20 protein-coding genes are annotated in these 14,642 nt (G+C 56.9%); 11 read left to right on the top strand and 9 right to left on the bottom strand.

The features are described from left to right. Positions 1–116: 116 nt before the first annotated feature. From rplA to ACEVJL_RS07850, 8 genes are all read right to left on the bottom strand, one after another. The gene (gene rplA, locus ACEVJL_RS07885; protein WP_008980215.1) at positions 117–809 is read right to left on the bottom strand and encodes a 50S ribosomal protein L1; all 693 of its coding nucleotides are present in this window, start codon (positions 807–809) and stop codon (positions 117–119) included. Between the two features lie 15 nt (positions 810–824). Further along, entirely contained in the window at positions 825–1,250 is a 426-nt protein-coding gene (gene rplK / locus ACEVJL_RS07880; protein WP_008980216.1) for a 50S ribosomal protein L11, read from the bottom strand. Positions 1,251–1,380: 130 nt separating this feature from the next. Then, on the bottom strand, positions 1,381–1,905 hold the full coding sequence (gene nusG / locus ACEVJL_RS07875; protein WP_008980218.1) for a transcription termination/antitermination protein NusG: 525 nt from the start codon (positions 1,903–1,905) through the stop codon (positions 1,381–1,383). Between the two features lie 11 nt (positions 1,906–1,916). Continuing rightward, on the bottom strand, positions 1,917–2,216 hold the full coding sequence (gene secE, locus ACEVJL_RS07870) for a preprotein translocase subunit SecE (RefSeq protein ID WP_008980219.1): 300 nt from the start codon (positions 2,214–2,216) through the stop codon (positions 1,917–1,919). A 39-nt stretch (positions 2,217–2,255) separates the two neighbouring features. After that, a complete protein-coding gene (rpmG, locus tag ACEVJL_RS07865; RefSeq protein WP_008980220.1) occupies positions 2,256–2,423 on the bottom strand; it encodes a 50S ribosomal protein L33 in 168 nt (55 codons plus the stop codon). Positions 2,424–2,764: 341 nt separating this feature from the next. Then, positions 2,765–3,085, bottom strand: coding sequence for a putative heavy metal-binding protein (locus ACEVJL_RS07860; RefSeq protein ID WP_374737413.1), 321 nt, complete (start codon positions 3,083–3,085; stop codon positions 2,765–2,767). Positions 3,086–3,122: 37 nt separating this feature from the next. Further along, on the bottom strand, positions 3,123–3,416 hold the full coding sequence (locus ACEVJL_RS07855; protein WP_110441106.1) for a Dabb family protein: 294 nt from the start codon (positions 3,414–3,416) through the stop codon (positions 3,123–3,125). A 64-nt stretch (positions 3,417–3,480) separates the two neighbouring features. Beyond that, complete coding sequence (locus tag ACEVJL_RS07850; RefSeq protein ID WP_374737412.1) at positions 3,481–4,290, bottom strand: glycoside hydrolase family 18 protein; 810 nt, start codon at positions 4,288–4,290, stop codon at positions 3,481–3,483. A gap of 153 nt (positions 4,291–4,443) precedes the next feature. Here ACEVJL_RS07850 and ACEVJL_RS07845 point away from each other — a divergent pair, with 153 nt between their 5' ends. The 6 genes from ACEVJL_RS07845 (at position 4,444) to ACEVJL_RS07820 (ending at position 8,752) form a co-directional block, all read left to right on the top strand. Continuing rightward, positions 4,444–4,950 (top strand): YqeG family HAD IIIA-type phosphatase, encoded by a 507-nt coding sequence (locus tag ACEVJL_RS07845; RefSeq protein ID WP_374737411.1) that lies wholly within the window; start codon positions 4,444–4,446, stop codon positions 4,948–4,950. Then, a complete protein-coding gene (locus ACEVJL_RS07840) occupies positions 4,947–5,816 on the top strand; it encodes a TIM barrel protein (protein ID WP_008980225.1) in 870 nt (289 codons plus the stop codon). The genes ACEVJL_RS07845 and ACEVJL_RS07840 overlap by 4 nt, the downstream gene beginning before the upstream one ends. A gap of 2 nt (positions 5,817–5,818) precedes the next feature. Beyond that, positions 5,819–6,883, top strand: coding sequence for an aminopeptidase P family protein (locus tag ACEVJL_RS07835; protein ID WP_374737410.1), 1,065 nt, complete (start codon positions 5,819–5,821; stop codon positions 6,881–6,883). A 98-nt stretch (positions 6,884–6,981) separates the two neighbouring features. Continuing rightward, positions 6,982–7,545 (top strand): elongation factor P, encoded by a 564-nt coding sequence (gene efp, locus ACEVJL_RS07830; RefSeq protein WP_008980227.1) that lies wholly within the window; start codon positions 6,982–6,984, stop codon positions 7,543–7,545. A gap of 214 nt (positions 7,546–7,759) precedes the next feature. Further along, complete coding sequence (locus ACEVJL_RS07825; protein WP_020989514.1) at positions 7,760–8,164, top strand: CD1247 N-terminal domain-containing protein; 405 nt, start codon at positions 7,760–7,762, stop codon at positions 8,162–8,164. 180 nt (positions 8,165–8,344) lie between these two features. Next, a complete protein-coding gene (locus ACEVJL_RS07820) occupies positions 8,345–8,752 on the top strand; it encodes a hypothetical protein (protein WP_110441101.1) in 408 nt (135 codons plus the stop codon). A 63-nt stretch (positions 8,753–8,815) separates the two neighbouring features. On the opposite strand, the gene ACEVJL_RS07815 is transcribed toward ACEVJL_RS07820, so the two are convergent. After that, positions 8,816–9,298 (bottom strand): DUF4830 domain-containing protein, encoded by a 483-nt coding sequence (locus tag ACEVJL_RS07815; RefSeq protein WP_020989516.1) that lies wholly within the window; start codon positions 9,296–9,298, stop codon positions 8,816–8,818. 177 nt (positions 9,299–9,475) lie between these two features. On the opposite strand from ACEVJL_RS07815, the gene ACEVJL_RS07810 reads away from it, so the two are divergent. The 5 genes from ACEVJL_RS07810 to ACEVJL_RS07790 all read left to right on the top strand — a co-directional run bounded on the left by ACEVJL_RS07810 (position 9,476) and on the right by ACEVJL_RS07790 (position 14,612). Continuing rightward, on the top strand, positions 9,476–10,189 hold the full coding sequence (locus ACEVJL_RS07810; RefSeq protein ID WP_374737506.1) for a pseudouridine synthase: 714 nt from the start codon (positions 9,476–9,478) through the stop codon (positions 10,187–10,189). A gap of 116 nt (positions 10,190–10,305) precedes the next feature. Next, the gene (locus tag ACEVJL_RS07805) at positions 10,306–11,397 is read left to right on the top strand and encodes a PucR family transcriptional regulator (RefSeq protein WP_110441099.1); all 1,092 of its coding nucleotides are present in this window, start codon (positions 10,306–10,308) and stop codon (positions 11,395–11,397) included. A 273-nt stretch (positions 11,398–11,670) separates the two neighbouring features. Next, positions 11,671–12,360 (top strand): cell division ATP-binding protein FtsE, encoded by a 690-nt coding sequence (ftsE, locus tag ACEVJL_RS07800; RefSeq protein ID WP_008980233.1) that lies wholly within the window; start codon positions 11,671–11,673, stop codon positions 12,358–12,360. After that, the gene (gene ftsX / locus ACEVJL_RS07795; RefSeq protein ID WP_235396026.1) at positions 12,344–13,234 is read left to right on the top strand and encodes a permease-like cell division protein FtsX; all 891 of its coding nucleotides are present in this window, start codon (positions 12,344–12,346) and stop codon (positions 13,232–13,234) included. Before ftsE ends, ftsX begins: the two co-directional genes overlap by 17 nt. Before the next feature lie 130 nt (positions 13,235–13,364). Beyond that, the gene (locus ACEVJL_RS07790) at positions 13,365–14,612 is read left to right on the top strand and encodes a murein hydrolase activator EnvC family protein (protein ID WP_110441098.1); all 1,248 of its coding nucleotides are present in this window, start codon (positions 13,365–13,367) and stop codon (positions 14,610–14,612) included. Positions 14,613–14,642: the final 30 nt, after the last annotated feature.

The following is a 14,642-nucleotide window of genomic DNA, read 5'->3' as shown; positions in this document are numbered from 1 at the left end:
TCTCGGCAGGACTTCCGCTTACGCAGCCTGCTGTCTTTGAACGCGATAATTATTATATCCATTCCCGCGGACTTTGTCAAGCAAAATCCGCGGGAAATTGGATATTTTTTGATGAATTACATCAGCTTGGCGCCGTTGACCTTGACGCCGGGGCCCATGGTGGAAGCCACCACGCAGCTCTTGATATACTGGCCCTTGGCAGCGGCGGGCTTAGCCTTCACGATGGCGCCCATGATAGCGTTGAAGTTCTCAGAGAGCTTCTCAGCGCCGAAGGAAACCTTGCCGATGGGGCAGTGGATGATGTTGGTCTTGTCCAGACGGTACTCAACCTTACCGGCCTTGATCTCGTTGATGGCCTTGGTCACGTCCATGGTGACGGTGCCGGCCTTGGGGGAGGGCATCAGGCCCTTGGGGCCCAGAACCTTACCCAGACGGCCCACAACGCCCATCATGTCGGGGGTAGCCACGACCACGTCGAAGTCAAACCAGTTCTCCTTCTGGATCTTCTCCACCAGGTCCATATCGCCCACGAAGTCAGCGCCGGCGGCACGGGCCTCGTCAGCCTTGGCGGCCTTGGCGAACACCAGCACGCGCTGGGTCTTACCGGTGCCGTGGGGCAGCACGATGGCGCCGCGGACCTGCTGGTCAGCGTGACGGGAGTCAACGCCCAGCTTCACGTGCAGCTCGACGGTCTCGTCGAACTTGGCAGGAGCGGTCTCCACGACCAGGCTCATAGCCTCGTTGGTATCGTACAGAGCGTTCTTGTCGATCTTCTTGGCGCTCTCCTGATATTTCTTGCCTCTAAACATTTCTCGTCACCCTCCTTACTCGCCCACGACGATGCCCATGGAGCGGGCAGTACCGGCGATCATGCTCATAGCGGCCTCGATGCTGGCGGCGTTCAGGTCGGGCATCTTGGTCTCAGCGATCTTGCGCACGTCCTCCTTGCTGATGGTGGCAACCTTGGTCTTGTTGGGCACACCAGAGCCGGACTCGATGCCGCAAGCCTTCTTGATGAGCACAGCGGCGGGAGGAGTCTTGGTGATGAAGGAGAAGGAACGGTCAGCGTACACGGTGATGATAACGGGGATGATCATACCCACGTCGTTCTTGGTACGCTCGTTAAACTCCTTGGTAAAGGCGGCGATGTTCACGCCGTGCTGGCCCAGAGCGGGACCAACAGGGGGGGCGGGAGTCGCCTTGCCGGCGGGAATCTGCAGTTTTACATATCCAGTTACTTTCTGTGCCACGAATGAGCACCTCCATATGAAAAAATGTGGTTGGGTTGGGCGCTAGGCCCAGTTTGGCGGAACGGACGGTGCCGTCCCTCCCACGTTTTGCGGCCTCAGGCCGCGGGGTTGCAAAGGTTTGTTGCCGGGATTACTGCTCCATGGGCTCGACCTGGTCCAGCTCCAGCTCCACGGGAGTCTCGCGTCCGAACATGGACACCACCACCCGGACTTTGCCGCGCTCCAGATCCAGCTCCTCCACGGTGCCCAGGAAGGATTCCAGAGCGCCGTCGGTGATCTTTACGCTGTCGCCCACCTGATAACCTACGACCACCTCGCGCTTTTCCACGCCAAGGGAGGCCACGTCGTCCTCAGAGAGGGGGATGGGCTTGTTGCCCTCGCCCAGGAAGCCGGTGACGCCACGGATGTTGCGCACCACGTGCCAGGTCTCGTCGTTCATGACCATCTTCACCAGAACATAGCCGGGGAAGACCTTACGCTCCACTTCCTTAGGACCGTTGTCTGTGATCTCGGTTACGGTTTCCAGAGGGATGCTGATCTCATGGATCATATCCTGGAGATGGCGGTTTTCAACATACTTCTCGATGGTGGCCTTCACGGTATTCTCATAGCCGGAATAAGTGTGGACCACATACCAGTTCGCGTTGTCAGCCATATCCGTCTCCTTTAACCTGCCACCAGGTGGATCAGGGCCTGAATCAGGCCGCCAGCCACCGCGTCGAAGATCCAGATGAAAACACCGACGAACACCACGCAGGCGATCACGATCAGCGTGTTGTTCAGGGTCTGCTTTCCGGTGGGCCAGACCACCTTCTTCAGCTCGACCTTCAGTTCCCGGAACCAGCGGCCGATGCGGGCGAAGAATCCGGGCTTGGACTTCTTGTCGGACTTCTTGTCCTTCTTGGCCTTCTCAGCCTTGTCGGAAGCAGCCTTCGCAGTCTGCTCCAGCTTTTCGTTCTCAGCCATTCTGATTACCCTTCTTTCCTTTTAGCCTCATGCGAGAAATCACTTCGTCTCGTTGTGGACAGTGTGCTTTCTGCAGAAGGGGCAGTACTTGTTGAGCTCCAGACGGTCGGGGGTATTCTTCTTGTTCTTCATGGTGTTGTAGTTTCTCTGCTTGCACTCAGAGCACCGCAGGGTGATCTTAATGCGCGCGCCGGCCTTGCTTGCCATACGTTCGGCACCTCCTTATTGTGTTGCGGGAAGAAAGACATCCCGCTTGAAACGCCGCAAAAAGCAAAAACGCTGGATGCGGCTTGCTGCCGAATCCAGCGACGTACGGACGCGAAAAACTCCGCGTCTAATCCGTTACGGTGGGACCCGGCGATTGCCTCCCTGTGTTCCCAATGGGAGAAGGGGGTCACAGCCATTACACCGTAAAAATGCCCGCGACAAAAAAGCCCCTATTCACAGGTAAGATCTAATCTAGCACAATCGGGTCTGCCCGTCAAGTGTTTTTTCAAAAAAATTCAAGATTTCCCGCCCCCGGGGAACACCCGGAGGCGGGAGAAGATTCAGCGCAGAGTAACGGCGGTGCCGCTGACGGTGACCATCAGCATTCCATTGTTGGAACCCAGCACCTCATAGTCCACATCGATACCCACCACCGCGTCGGCGCCCAGACGGGCGGCACGCTGCTCCAGCTCCTGGAGCGCCTGCTCCCGGGCCGAAGTCAGCTCATCCTCATAGGTGGCGGAGCGCCCGCCGAAGAAGTTGCTCAGACCGGCGGTAAAGTCCTTGATCACATCCACGCCGGAAATGACCTCGCCGAAGACGATGCCCTTGTACTCGGCAATGGAGCGGCCTTCCACACTGGGAGTGGTAGTGAGGATCATAGCAATCTTCCCTTCTTTTTATAGGTTGTGGATCCGATCAGAAATCGCAGCAGCGGCGGTCACAGAAGTTTTCTTTGATCAGGGGGAGCACTGCCTGGTGGGCGGGGTGGTTCTGATAGGCGGGCAAATCCTCAGGGCAGGAGACCTCAGAGTAGAGCACCAGGTCGCAGTTGCTGCTGTCCATGGGGGGGCAGTGGGCCTGAATGTGGACAAGACCCGGGATCTGTCCCTGGAGAGCATTGAGCTGCTCCACGACCTGGACAGCCAGCTCCTTGCGCTGCTGCTCGGTCAGTTCAGGCTTGAAATTCCAGGAAACAATGTGACGAACCATGATGGGACATCCTTTCGTTTGTCAAATTTAGATGGCTTTATTATAAAGGTATGGGGAAGGTTCGTCAACGAAGAATCTGGGAACGGCTGGGGAAAGAAGAGGACAGTCCCAGAGCCGGGATGGCGTCCTGCAGATCGGACCACGCACCTAAAATTGTGGGGATGGACAGCTGCCGGGCGATCTCCACCTTCTTGGCCATGGTCTGAGCATCGTCAAAGAGGACGAAATGTGCCCCTGAGTCCCGGCTCATGTAAGTAAAATAGCGGGCGCACAGCTCCCGGGAGAAAAAGACAGAGGGACTGCGCTCCTCCATCAGCTGATGCAGCTGCTGCTGGGTCAGCGGACGGCCGCTTCCGGTAGGGGAGGGGAGAAAGAAATCCTCTGCCGTCCTTTGAAGTGCCAACACGACCCGCTCCCGGCCAAAGCGCTGCTGGGCCTCCTCCAGCCGCAGTTCCAGAGAGCCTCCGGACAGGGCGGAGGAGATCATCACTTGGGTGTGGGGAGAGCAGGAGGCGTAGTGTTCAGGTACAAGCAGGGCCCAATTCCGGCGCTTGCACTCTTTGCCCAGTTGGGCCACGGTCTCCTCCAGTGGGGGCAGCCGGCCGGCCTCAAAGTCGCATACCACACCGGTAAAATTCCGGGCGGCGCACTCCCGTATTACCTCTTGACAGAAGGGGCCGGGGCGGCCCAGACCGTCAAAGTCCCGGCAGTCCAGCACCATCCATCCACCGGAAGGGGCCGAACTGCCTCCGGTGCGGAACAGGTGAGGACCCTGGCCCATACGGTAGGCCAGGTGGGCGGGGGTGACAGGCAGGCCCCGGATCTCCCGGAGCTGGTCCGGTGTGACAGTGATGGAAAAGCGAATGGAAGACATGGTGACTCCCCCTTGTCCAAATTTTTCGAACGTGATATGATAATGCCTGGCGCATTATGATATGCCATGCACGGCCGAAACGGCCGCAGGCCGGTCCGGTCTTAGACACTCTATGAGACCGACAGGAAAACTAGAACAAAGGAGGACACATCCGTGCCCTTTTCACCGATTCCCCGGGGGGTCTACCCCTCGGTGACCAGTTTGGACCCGAAAAAGTTAAAGGAGAAGGGAATCACCTTGGTGCTGGCCGACCTGGACAACACCCTGGTGCCCTACAAGGTGCTGGAGCCTTCCCCTGAGGTGGCCGCCTGGATGGCAGCGCTGAAGGAGGAGGGAATCGACCTGTTCCTTCTGTCCAACAGCCGTAAGCCCGGACGGGCCCAGAAGTTTGCCCAGCAGGTGGGGATCCCCTATCAGGGACACTCGGGCAAGCCCAAGAAGGCGGGCTACCTGAAGGCTATGGAGCGCATGGGCCGCACCCCGCAGGAGACTGTGATGGTGGGGGACCAGATCTTCACCGACACCCTGGGAGCCAATCGGGCGGGGGTGACACCTCTGCTCATCCAGCCTATCCGTCTGGCGGGCAATCCCGGACGGTATATCCGCTACGCGGCAGAGACCCCCTTCCGACTGCTGGGAGGAAGGAGGCCCTTCCTGTGAGTGCACGATTTGGCCCGGCGGGCAACGCGGAGAGCTTTTCCAAGGTCCACAAATCCTCCCTGGCCGCCCCGGCCTGGATCGCCCAGCAGGGGCTGGACTGCTACGAGTACCAGTGCGGTAAGGGAGTCCACGTGGGAGAGGATACCGCCCGGAAGCTGGGGGAGAAGGCAAGAGAGGCGGGCATCGCCCTGTCTGTCCATGCTCCCTATTTCATTAACCTAGCCAACCCCGACCCGGAAAGCCGGGCAAAAACCACCAATTATGTGCTGGAGAGCTGCTTTGTGGCCCAGGTGATGGGGGCGGAGCGGATCGTGATCCACTCTGGGGCGCTTATGAAGCGCAGCCGCCAGGAGGCTTTGGACATCGCCAAGGAGACCTTGAAGCAGGTGCTGGAGGCTTGTGACCGGCAAGGGTATGGGAACATAACCCTGTGTCCGGAGACCATGGGCAAGATCAACCAGCTGGGAAACTTGGACGAGGTGCTCACGCTGTGTACCCTGGATGAGCGGCTTATCCCCTGCATCGACTTTGGCCACCTGTACGCCCGCTCGCTGGGTGAGCTGGAGGGAGAGCAGGCCTGCCGGGAGATGTTGGACAAGGTGGAGCGGGTGCTGGGTGAGGAGCGGGCAAGCCGTTTCCACAGCCACTTCTCCCGCATCGAGTTCACTCCCAACGGCGGAGAAAAACGCCACCGTACCTTTGCAGACCACGGGGGCTTTGGACCGGACTGGACGCCTCTGGCCCGGGAAGTGGCCCGCCGGGGCTGGAGTCCCACCTTCATCTGCGAAAGCGCGGGTACTCAAGCGGAGGACGCGGTGGAGATGAAGAGAATTTACCAGGGCTTTTGCAGCTCTGAGGAGGCATAAGCATGAATCACATTGAAAAAATCTCCAGATCTCTGGAGGAATATAACCTGGACGCTATGCTGATCACCAGCGAGCCGGGGGAGCGCTACGCTCTGGGTTTTCAGGGAGAGGGCTGGCTGCTGGTAGGCAGGCAGGGGGCTCACTACTCCACCGACGGGCGGTATATCGAAGCCGCGCAAAAACAGGTGAAGGGGGTTCAACTCTCCCTGATCTCGGCGCAGAAGGGACATCTGTCCCTGGCTCGGGATTATATCCGTGCCCAGAGATTTGAAAGGGTGGGCTTTGAGAGTGGATATATGAATGTAGAGCAGTATCAGCGCCTGTGCGACGCGCTGCCCTGCCAGTTGGTACCGGCCCAGAAGCTGCTTACCCAGCTGCGGGCGTCTAAGGACGAGGAGGAGCTGTCCGCCATGCGCCGGGCTCAGGAGATCACTGACCAGGCGTTTCGGGAGATTTTGAACTTTATCCGTCCGGGTATGACCGAGCAGCAGGTAGCTGCCCGGCTGGTGTATGAGATGCTGCGCCGGGGCGCCCGCAAGGTGTCCTTTGATCCCATCGTAGCGGCGGGAGCCAACGGCTCCATGCCCCACGCGGTGCCGGGAGAGACCGTAATCCAAGCCGGGATGTTCGTCACCATGGACTTTGGCTGCATCTGGGACGGCTATTGCTCCGACATGACCCGTACCGTGGCGGTGGGACAACCCACGGAGGAGATGGAGAAGGTGTACCATACTGTTCTCCAGGCTCAGAAGGCGGGGATTGCCGCTGCGCGGGCCGGGGTGACAGGCAGTGAGATCGACGCTGCGGCACGTCAGGTAATCGCTGAGGCGGGGTACGGCGAGTACTTCACCCACAGCTTCGGCCACTCTCTGGGACTGGAGATCCATGAGGCGCCCAACGCCTCGCCCTCCCAGCAGGAAGCGATGCCTTCCGGTGCGGTGATCTCCGCCGAGCCGGGGATCTATCTGCCGGGCAAGTTCGGAGTGCGCATTGAGGACGTTCTGGTACTGCGGGAGGGAGGCTGCGAAGACCTGACCCGCTCCCCCAAAGACCTGATTGTTCTGTGATTTGCCGGAATTTTAGCAAACCCCCTTGTCAAAACAAGGGAAACAGGGTAAAATAAATTAGTTCATTAAAAACACAATGGAGGATGATTCCTATGGCAATGATTTCCGCCAGTGATTTCCGCAACGGCGTGACCTTCGAGATGGACGGTAAGGTCATGCAGGTCGTCGAGTTCCAGCACGTAAAGCCCGGCAAGGGCGCCGCCTTTGTCCGTACCAAGATGAAGAACATCATCACCGGCGGCGTGACCGAGACCTCCTTCAACCCCACCGCCAAGTTTGAGCAGGCCTTTGTTGAGCGCAAGGACATGGAGTACAGCTACAACGATGGTGATCTGTACTACTTCATGGACATGGAAACCTTCGACATGCTGCCCATCAGCAAGGATCTGCTGGGCGACTCCTTCCGCTTCGTGAAGGAGAACATGAGCTGCAAGGTCATGTCCTACAAGGGCAGTGTCTTCGGCGTGGAGCCCCCCACCTTCGTGGAGCTGGAGGTCACCGAGACCGATCCCGGCTTTAAGGGCGACACCGCTACCAACGTGACCAAGCCCGCTACCCTGGAGACCGGCGCTGAGATCAAGGTTCCCCTGTTCATCAACCCCGGCGACAAGATCAAGATCGATACCCGTACCGGCGAGTACCTGGAGCGCTGCAAGGGCTAAGCGCCCGAGCCGTTGTGAACAGCGCGGATGGACCGGAGCGAGGAATACAAACCAAGAGCCGCAAAGCGGGTCTGTTTGTGTTCTGAGACGAAGGGAAGCCGCGCGTCGTGAGCAGGCGAGGCGTGATAATGCTAAGCGCCCGAGCCGCTGCAATTATGCCGTCCCCTGAAAAAAGTAATCGTGTTTGAGGCTGCGCCTCAGAAAGGAGTACCCCATGACCATTTCTGAAAAAGTCGCTTATCTGAAGGGCTTGGCTGAGGGCCTGAATCTGGACACTGAGAAGTCCAAGGAGGGTAAGCTGATCTCTGTGATGATCGGCATCCTGGAAGAGGTGGGCCTGTCCATCGAGGATCTGGAGGAGAACGCCCTGGCCCTGGGTGAGGAGATCGATGTGCTCTCCGACGACCTGGCTGACGTGGAGTCCGAGGTGTTCGGTGAAGACGAGGAAGACGATGACGAGGAGGACGACTTCTTTGAGGTCGAGTGCCCCAACTGTGAGGAGCCGCTGGTCATTGATGACGAGGCCCTCGCTGCCGGAGAGATCCAGTGCCCCAACTGTGAGACCCGCTTCTCTCTGGACCTGTCCGACGACACTGTGGAGGCGGACGAGGAGGAGTAAGCACTCTTCCGTCAATCAATCGCATAAATGCCGCAAAGCGGAAGCTTTGCGGCATTTTTATGCCAAATGTGTTTCCATTGCGTGGCTGTCAAGGTTTTACCCGCATGTCTGGATCTATCCCGACCATACTAAATGCCGGATGGCACATCCAAATCATCGGATGATGGGGAGGAAACAGCGATGAATGGGAGATGGCTGGGCCTGTGCGGGGCCGTGGTGATGACAGTTTCTCTGGCCTCCTGCAGCGCCAAGGGGCAGGAGAACGGGGTGGGTATGCTGAACAATACCGGCATGTCCGCCGCGGGCTACCGGACCTCAACATCGACTGGACGGCAGTATTTGCCGGACAGCCGATACTATGCTGACGGAGATGGTACCGTGAAGCGCTATCGCCAAGCGGGCAGCAGCGAGTGGGAGCAGCTGGGCAAGGCCTTGGAAGATAGCTGGAACGAATTGATGAAAGGTACGGAAAATACCCTGAAAGACGCAGGCAAGGATACCAAAAATGCTGCCAAGGACATTGGGCAGGGGGTAGAAAATGCCGCCAAAGATGCCAAGACAGATATGGAAAAGATGACCGGGAAATAATCTCTGCCAGCACTGCGGCGGCGCACCGGAACTGTTCCGGCGCGCCGCCGCGTGTGTTCTGTATTATCCCTGTGGCATGGATAGTCCGTGGACAAAGCCGTTCATCTGGGGAGAGAGGACTTCCCCGCCCACCACTTTGTCCCGGTAGATCAAAAGGTTGGCCTGTACGCCCGTCTCCCCAGAGGGATAATTGGTGATTTCATAGGTGTACCGCTTGACCCGTTTTCCGGCATATTTGGTCAAATCGAATCCCTGAGCGGTTTGCAGCTCCAAATATTCGTCATAGCTCTCGTCCATCTCTTTGGGGATGGTAAGCTCCTCTGTGACCAGAGGTTCCTGGTTTACCTGCCAGCCGTATTGACTCAAAAACGAGACCCGGTCTTCGTTGGAACTGATCCCTGTAGTGTCCGGGGCGGTACTGGCGGCCACCGTGGGCAGGGCGGGGGGATCGAGATTCATCACCAGTCCGGCGCAGCACAGCAGCGCCGCGGCGGCCACGCTGATCGCCAGCTTTCGCCTTGGCAGTCTGGCGGTAAGAATAAACACAGCGCATTCTCCTTCCACATCCAGCATCTTGGTGCAGTTTATGTACCAAAGGACCGGAATATTCATGGCTGGGGAGTGCTTTTGTGGGAGAGAATGGGTTTTGATTGAAATTTTTTCTCTCCCTTGGTAAAATGAACCGAAACATACCACATAAGCGAGGAGGTATCAACCGTGGCGATGGAACGTCTGGATAAGCTTCTGGCATCTACAGGACGTTGGTCCCGCAAAGAGGTCAAGGAACTCATTGCCCGGGGACGAGTGCTGGTGGACGGACGCCCCGCGGGACGGCCGGAGGATAAATGCGAGCCCCAGAGCGCCTGCATCCAAGTGGATGGGGAGGTCGTGGACTGCGCTCCTTGTGTGTACATCATGCTGCATAAGCCAGCCGGGCTGCTTTCCGCTACTCAGGATAAGAAGCAGTCCACCGTGCTGGATCTGCTGCCAGAGCATCTGCGCCGCCGGGGACTGTTTCCGGTGGGACGGTTGGATAAGGATACGGAAGGGCTGCTGCTGCTCACCGATGACGGCCCTCTGGGCCACGACCTGCTCTCTCCCCGCAAACATGTGGATAAGGTCTATTATGCCCGAGTGGATGGACAGATTGATAAAGAAGATGTCCGGATCCTGTCCCAGGGCATGACATTGGGAGACGGCCTGGTCTGCCTTCCTGCCGGCCTGGAGCCTCTGGGCGATGGAAGTGAGTGTCTGGTCACTCTCCGGGAGGGAAAATACCACCAGGTCAAACGGATGCTGGCTGCCCGGGGCAAGCCGGTACTTTACCTCAAACGGCTGTCCATGGGGCCGCTGAAGCTGGATGAAAAGCTGGAAAAAGGCCAGTGGCGGTTCCTGACAGAGCAGGAAGTACAGGGCCTCAAGGCCGCTCGAGGATGAAGAGACAAAAAAATTGTGCGTTTTGAACAAAAAAATGGGACAACCCCCTTGCCAAAACCGGGGGCGTACCGTTATAATGTCAATAGTGTTATGAGAATAACTTGGGAGGGATTATCGTGTCCAGCAGGATGTTTCAAGGAGTCGTGCTCCAAATGAAGGACAGCATCGATCGCATGGTAGGCGTGATCGATGCAGACGGAATCGTGGTGGCCTGCAGTGAGCTCACTTGTATTGGAGAGCATTGGTCTGGCGCTGTCGCCGCGGTCAACTCCTCGGACAATGCCACAGCCCATTTTGAGGGCAAGACCTTTAAACCCCTTGCCGGTTGGGGGGCCCAGTTTGATTATGCCGCGTTTGTAAAGGGCGAGGATGATCTGGCCGGGGCGCTGTGCGCCATGGCGGTAGTGGCATTCAACGGCGCCAAGACTTATTATGAAGAAAAGCATGATAAGGCTACTTTTGTAAAGAATATTATCTCCGACAACATCCTGTTGGGAGATATTTATACCCAGGCCAAGGAGCTCCACTTCGTCTCCGAGGCTCCCCGTGCCGCCTTCCTGGTGCGCCAGCTGGGTCCTGCCGATGTGACTACCATCGACGTGATCCAGAACCTCTTCCCGGACAAGCAGACGGATTTCGTCATCTCCATCAACGAGACTGACGTGGCCCTCATTAAGCAGCTGCCCGAGGGAGCGGACGCCAAGGAGCTGCAGAAGATCGCCAAGCAGATCGCTACTGCCGTGACCCAGGAGCTGGGTATCAAGGTTGTGATCGGTATCGGTACGGTGGTCAACCATATCCGCGATCTGGCCCGGGCCTATAAAGAGGCCGGAGTGGCCATCGATGTGGGCAAGGTGTTTGACACCGAAAAGACGGTTATTAACTATGAGAATCTGGGTATTGGCCGTCTGATCTATCAGCTGCCCACGATTCTGTGTCAGATGTTCCTCCAGGAGGTCTTTAAGAAGAATCCCATTGACGCCCTGGATCAGGAGACTCTGCTCACTATCAACAAGTTCTTTGAGAACAACCTGAACGTGTCCGAGACAGCCCGTAAGCTGTTCGTACACCGTAATACGCTGGTCTATCGTCTGGAGAAGATCAAGAAGCTGACTGGACTGGATCTGCGTGAGTTTGACGATGCCATCACCTTCAAGGTGGCTCTGATGGTCAAGAAGTATCTGATTTCCCGGGGAATTGAGTCCTGATGCACTGATTTTCCGGCGGTCTCACGCCCTTCCTTAAAGACAGGACGAGGCCTCCGTCTGCCCTGAGGCAGGCGGAGGCCTTTTTGTATTTCCTGAGGGAAATCGGAAAAGGTGACATAAAACCGCAATTTCCCATTGACAAGGGAAGGGTTACGGGTGTAACCTAAATAGTGAAATCTTTCCCGGGAAATGTGCTCCAAAGAGGGAACAAACTTTCCTGGTTATCGTCAAAAATTATGACAGCTATTTTAAGTATACGAGGGTTTACATATTATGATACGTTTTATTGACGTCTACAAAGAATACGACAACGGAACCAAGGCCCTGAAGGGGGTCAATATGCGCATTGACGATGGTGAATTTGTCTTTCTGGTAGGCCCCTCTGGCTCTGGAAAGTCTACCATCATTAAGCTGATTACCGGTGAGATCGCCCTGACCCAGGGCAAACTCATGGTCAACGGATACAGCATGAGCAACATCAGCCCCAAGCAGGTGCCTCTGATGCGCCGCACGCTGGGTATCATTTTCCAGGATTTCCGTCTGATCGAGAAAAAGACAGTATACGAAAACCTGTCCTTTGCCATGCGGGCGATCGGCGCGTCCAACCGGGACCTGAAGCGGCGCATCCCCTATGTGCTGCAGCTGGTGGGCCTGGAGCAGAAGGCGGACCGGTATCCCGGACAGCTCTCCGGCGGCGAGCAGCAGCGTGTGGCCATTGCCCGGGCTCTGGTGAACAACCCCAATATGATCATTGCCGACGAGCCGACCGGTAACCTGGACCCCAACCGCTCGCTGGAAATCATGATGCTGCTGGAGCGCATCAATGAGTTGGGGACTACCGTGCTGGTGGTGACTCACGAGAAGAATCTGGTCAACCGCTTTGGAAAGCGGGTCGTGGCCATCGAGGATGGCCGAATCATCAATGACGAAACGGGTGGGTACTACAATGGCGAAAAAATTTGATCTGGGATATTATTGCAGCGAAGGTGTCCACTCTATTTTTACCCATGGATTTATGTCTTTTGCTGCCGTATGTATGATCGTGGCTTGTCTGCTGATCATGGGGTCTTTCTCCCTGGTTGCAGTCAACCTGGACAACATGCTGGGTGATCTGGAAGCGGAAAATATTTTCCTGGCTTATGTGGATGAAACTTACACAGAGGAGCAGTCCCGTGCGCTGCAATCGGAGATTGAGGCGGTGCCTAACGTATCTGACGTCACTTTTGTGACCAAGGGTGAGGCCATGGAGGACTACAAGGCAGGACGGGAGAACAATCCCCTGGTGGCCGACCTGCCTGATGAGGTACTTCGGGACCGCTTTGAGATCCATGTGAAGGATATTGAACAGATGGAAGCTGCGGTAGAGCAGGTGAAGCTGATCCCGGGTATTGTAAACACCCGTGCAGCACTCGATATCGCTCAGGGCTTCGTCACGGTGCGCAACATTGCTGCCGGCGTAGCTATCGTGCTGGTCAGTATTCTGGCGGTAGTCTCCCTGTTTATTATTGCAAACACCACCAAACTGGCCTTCTTCTATCGCCGGGAGGAGATCGCCATCATGAAGATGTGCGGTGCTACCAACGCATTTATCCGATGGCCTTTCATTGTGCAGGGTATGATCCTGGGACTGGCCGGTGCGGTTGTAGCATTTTTCCTCCAGTGGGGTGTATATGAACTGGTAGGCAAGGCGGTCATTCAGTCCGACGGAATGTCCCTGGTTACCATCCTTCCCTTTACTTCGCTGATCGTTAACATCCTGCCTGTGTTCTGCGGTGCGGGACTGCTGATCGGTGTTGTGGGATCGGTGCTGGCCATCCGGAAGTTCCTGCAGGTTTAACGGGAAAGGAGTATTGCAGTGCGGCCGAAAAAGCAGCGTATTTTCATGGGCGTGATGGCAAGTGTGCTGGTTGTCTTGATGCTTCTGCCCATGCTGGCAAATATTTTAGTTCGATAACAGGAGGCAGGCAATGGAACAGAAGAAAACCAAAAACTGGAAAACGATTGTAAAGCGCCTGCTGGTGGTGGCTCTGGTGCTGTCCCTGGCCATCCCCCTGGTGCCCCAGACTATGGTAGTTCCCGCTTCGGCTGTAACTCAGGCGGAAATTGATGAACTGAAGGATAACGCTTCTGATCTGCGCGATCAGCAGAAGGAGCTGCAGAATCAGTTGGCAGCCATCAAGGAAGACAAAAACAAGGCCCTGGAGCAGAAGACTCTGCTGGAGCAGCAGATCAACGCGACCCAGGCGGAAATCGATACCATTCAGACTCAGATCTCCAAATACGACGAGCTTATTGCCCAAAAGCAGGTGGAGCTGGCCGAGGCGGAGGAGAAGGAGCAGGCCCAGTATGAGCTGTTCTGTGAGCGTGTGCGCTACATGGAGGAGCAGGGTGAGGTCTCCTATTGGTCTATCCTGTTTTCCTCCAAGGACTTTGCAGACCTGCTGGACAATGCCATGATGGTGGAAGAGATCATGGACTATGACAACCAGGTCATGGATGAGCTCATTGCCATCCGGGAGCAGATCGCGCAGGATAAGGCGGATTTGGAGACTGCCCGCCAGGAGCAGCAGGCGGCCAAGGACGAGCAGGAGGCTGCCAAGGCCAGCCTGAAGACGCAAAAATCTGAAGTTGACGCGCTGATCGATCAGATCAGCAGCCAGCAGGCTGAGGTGGAAAAGGCAGAAGCTCAGCTGAGGGCGGCGGCCGATGCAGTGGATAAGGAGATTGCGGCTGCGGAGAAGGAACTGGCCAGCCAGATCTCCAACGTAGTCAGCGAATCGGGCTTTATGTGGCCTCTACCTGGCTATAATACCCTTTCTTCCCTCTTTGGAGGCCGGACCCACCCGGTGACCGGACGGCCCAACAATCACACCGGCATTGACATTCCTGCTCCGGCTGGTACCTCCATTCTGGCGGCCAAGAGCGGTGTGGTAACCACCTCTACTTATAACAGCTCTTACGGCAACTACGTAGTGGTCAGCCACAGCGACGGTACCTCTACCCTGTATGCCCACATGAGTCGCCGTGGCGTGTCCAAGGGACAGACGGTGTCTCAGGGCCAGGTAGTGGGCTATGTGGGAACCACTGGTTCTTCCACCGGTAACCACCTCCACTTCGAGATCCGTGTGAACGGCAGCCGTGTGGACCCGGTGAACTACTTCCTGGGCAGCATGACTTTGTATGCCACCAGCGGCGGCGTAAAGAAGAAGCTGTAACGAACACATAATACATCCCCCCTTCCGCAT

It is taken from the genome of Flintibacter porci, from assembly GCF_041925195.1.
GTDB lineage: Bacteria > Bacillota > Clostridia > Oscillospirales > Oscillospiraceae > Lawsonibacter > Lawsonibacter porci.
Note: the sequence above shows the minus strand (reverse complement) of the source record. Positions and strands in the feature narration are given on the sequence as shown.

Bases quoted from the DNA above. Each gene is read 5' to 3' on its own strand.
- rplA (WP_008980215.1), bottom strand. From the start codon at position 809: ATGTTTAGAGGCAAGAAATATCAGGAGAGCGCCAAGAAGATCGACAAG.
- secE (WP_008980219.1), bottom strand. From the start codon at position 2,216: ATGGCTGAGAACGAAAAGCTGGAGCAGACTGCGAAGGCTGCTTCCGAC.
- efp (WP_008980227.1), top strand. From the start codon at position 6,982: ATGATTTCCGCCAGTGATTTCCGCAACGGCGTGACCTTCGAGATGGAC.
- ACEVJL_RS07820 (WP_110441101.1), top strand. From the start codon at position 8,345: ATGAATGGGAGATGGCTGGGCCTGTGCGGGGCCGTGGTGATGACAGTT.
- nusG (WP_008980218.1), bottom strand. From the start codon at position 1,905: ATGGCTGACAACGCGAACTGGTATGTGGTCCACACTTATTCCGGCTAT.
- ACEVJL_RS07850 (WP_374737412.1), bottom strand. From the start codon at position 4,290: ATGTCTTCCATTCGCTTTTCCATCACTGTCACACCGGACCAGCTCCGG.
- ACEVJL_RS07825 (WP_020989514.1), top strand. From the start codon at position 7,760: ATGACCATTTCTGAAAAAGTCGCTTATCTGAAGGGCTTGGCTGAGGGC.
- ACEVJL_RS07790 (WP_110441098.1), top strand. From the start codon at position 13,365: ATGGAACAGAAGAAAACCAAAAACTGGAAAACGATTGTAAAGCGCCTG.
- ACEVJL_RS07835 (WP_374737410.1), top strand. From the start codon at position 5,819: ATGAATCACATTGAAAAAATCTCCAGATCTCTGGAGGAATATAACCTG.
- ACEVJL_RS07810 (WP_374737506.1), top strand. From the start codon at position 9,476: ATGGAACGTCTGGATAAGCTTCTGGCATCTACAGGACGTTGGTCCCGC.
- ACEVJL_RS07855 (WP_110441106.1), bottom strand. From the start codon at position 3,416: ATGGTTCGTCACATTGTTTCCTGGAATTTCAAGCCTGAACTGACCGAG.
- ftsE (WP_008980233.1), top strand. From the start codon at position 11,671: ATGATACGTTTTATTGACGTCTACAAAGAATACGACAACGGAACCAAG.
- ftsX (WP_235396026.1), top strand. From the start codon at position 12,344: ATGGCGAAAAAATTTGATCTGGGATATTATTGCAGCGAAGGTGTCCAC.
- rpmG (WP_008980220.1), bottom strand. From the start codon at position 2,423: ATGGCAAGCAAGGCCGGCGCGCGCATTAAGATCACCCTGCGGTGCTCT.
- ACEVJL_RS07860 (WP_374737413.1), bottom strand. From the start codon at position 3,085: ATGATCCTCACTACCACTCCCAGTGTGGAAGGCCGCTCCATTGCCGAG.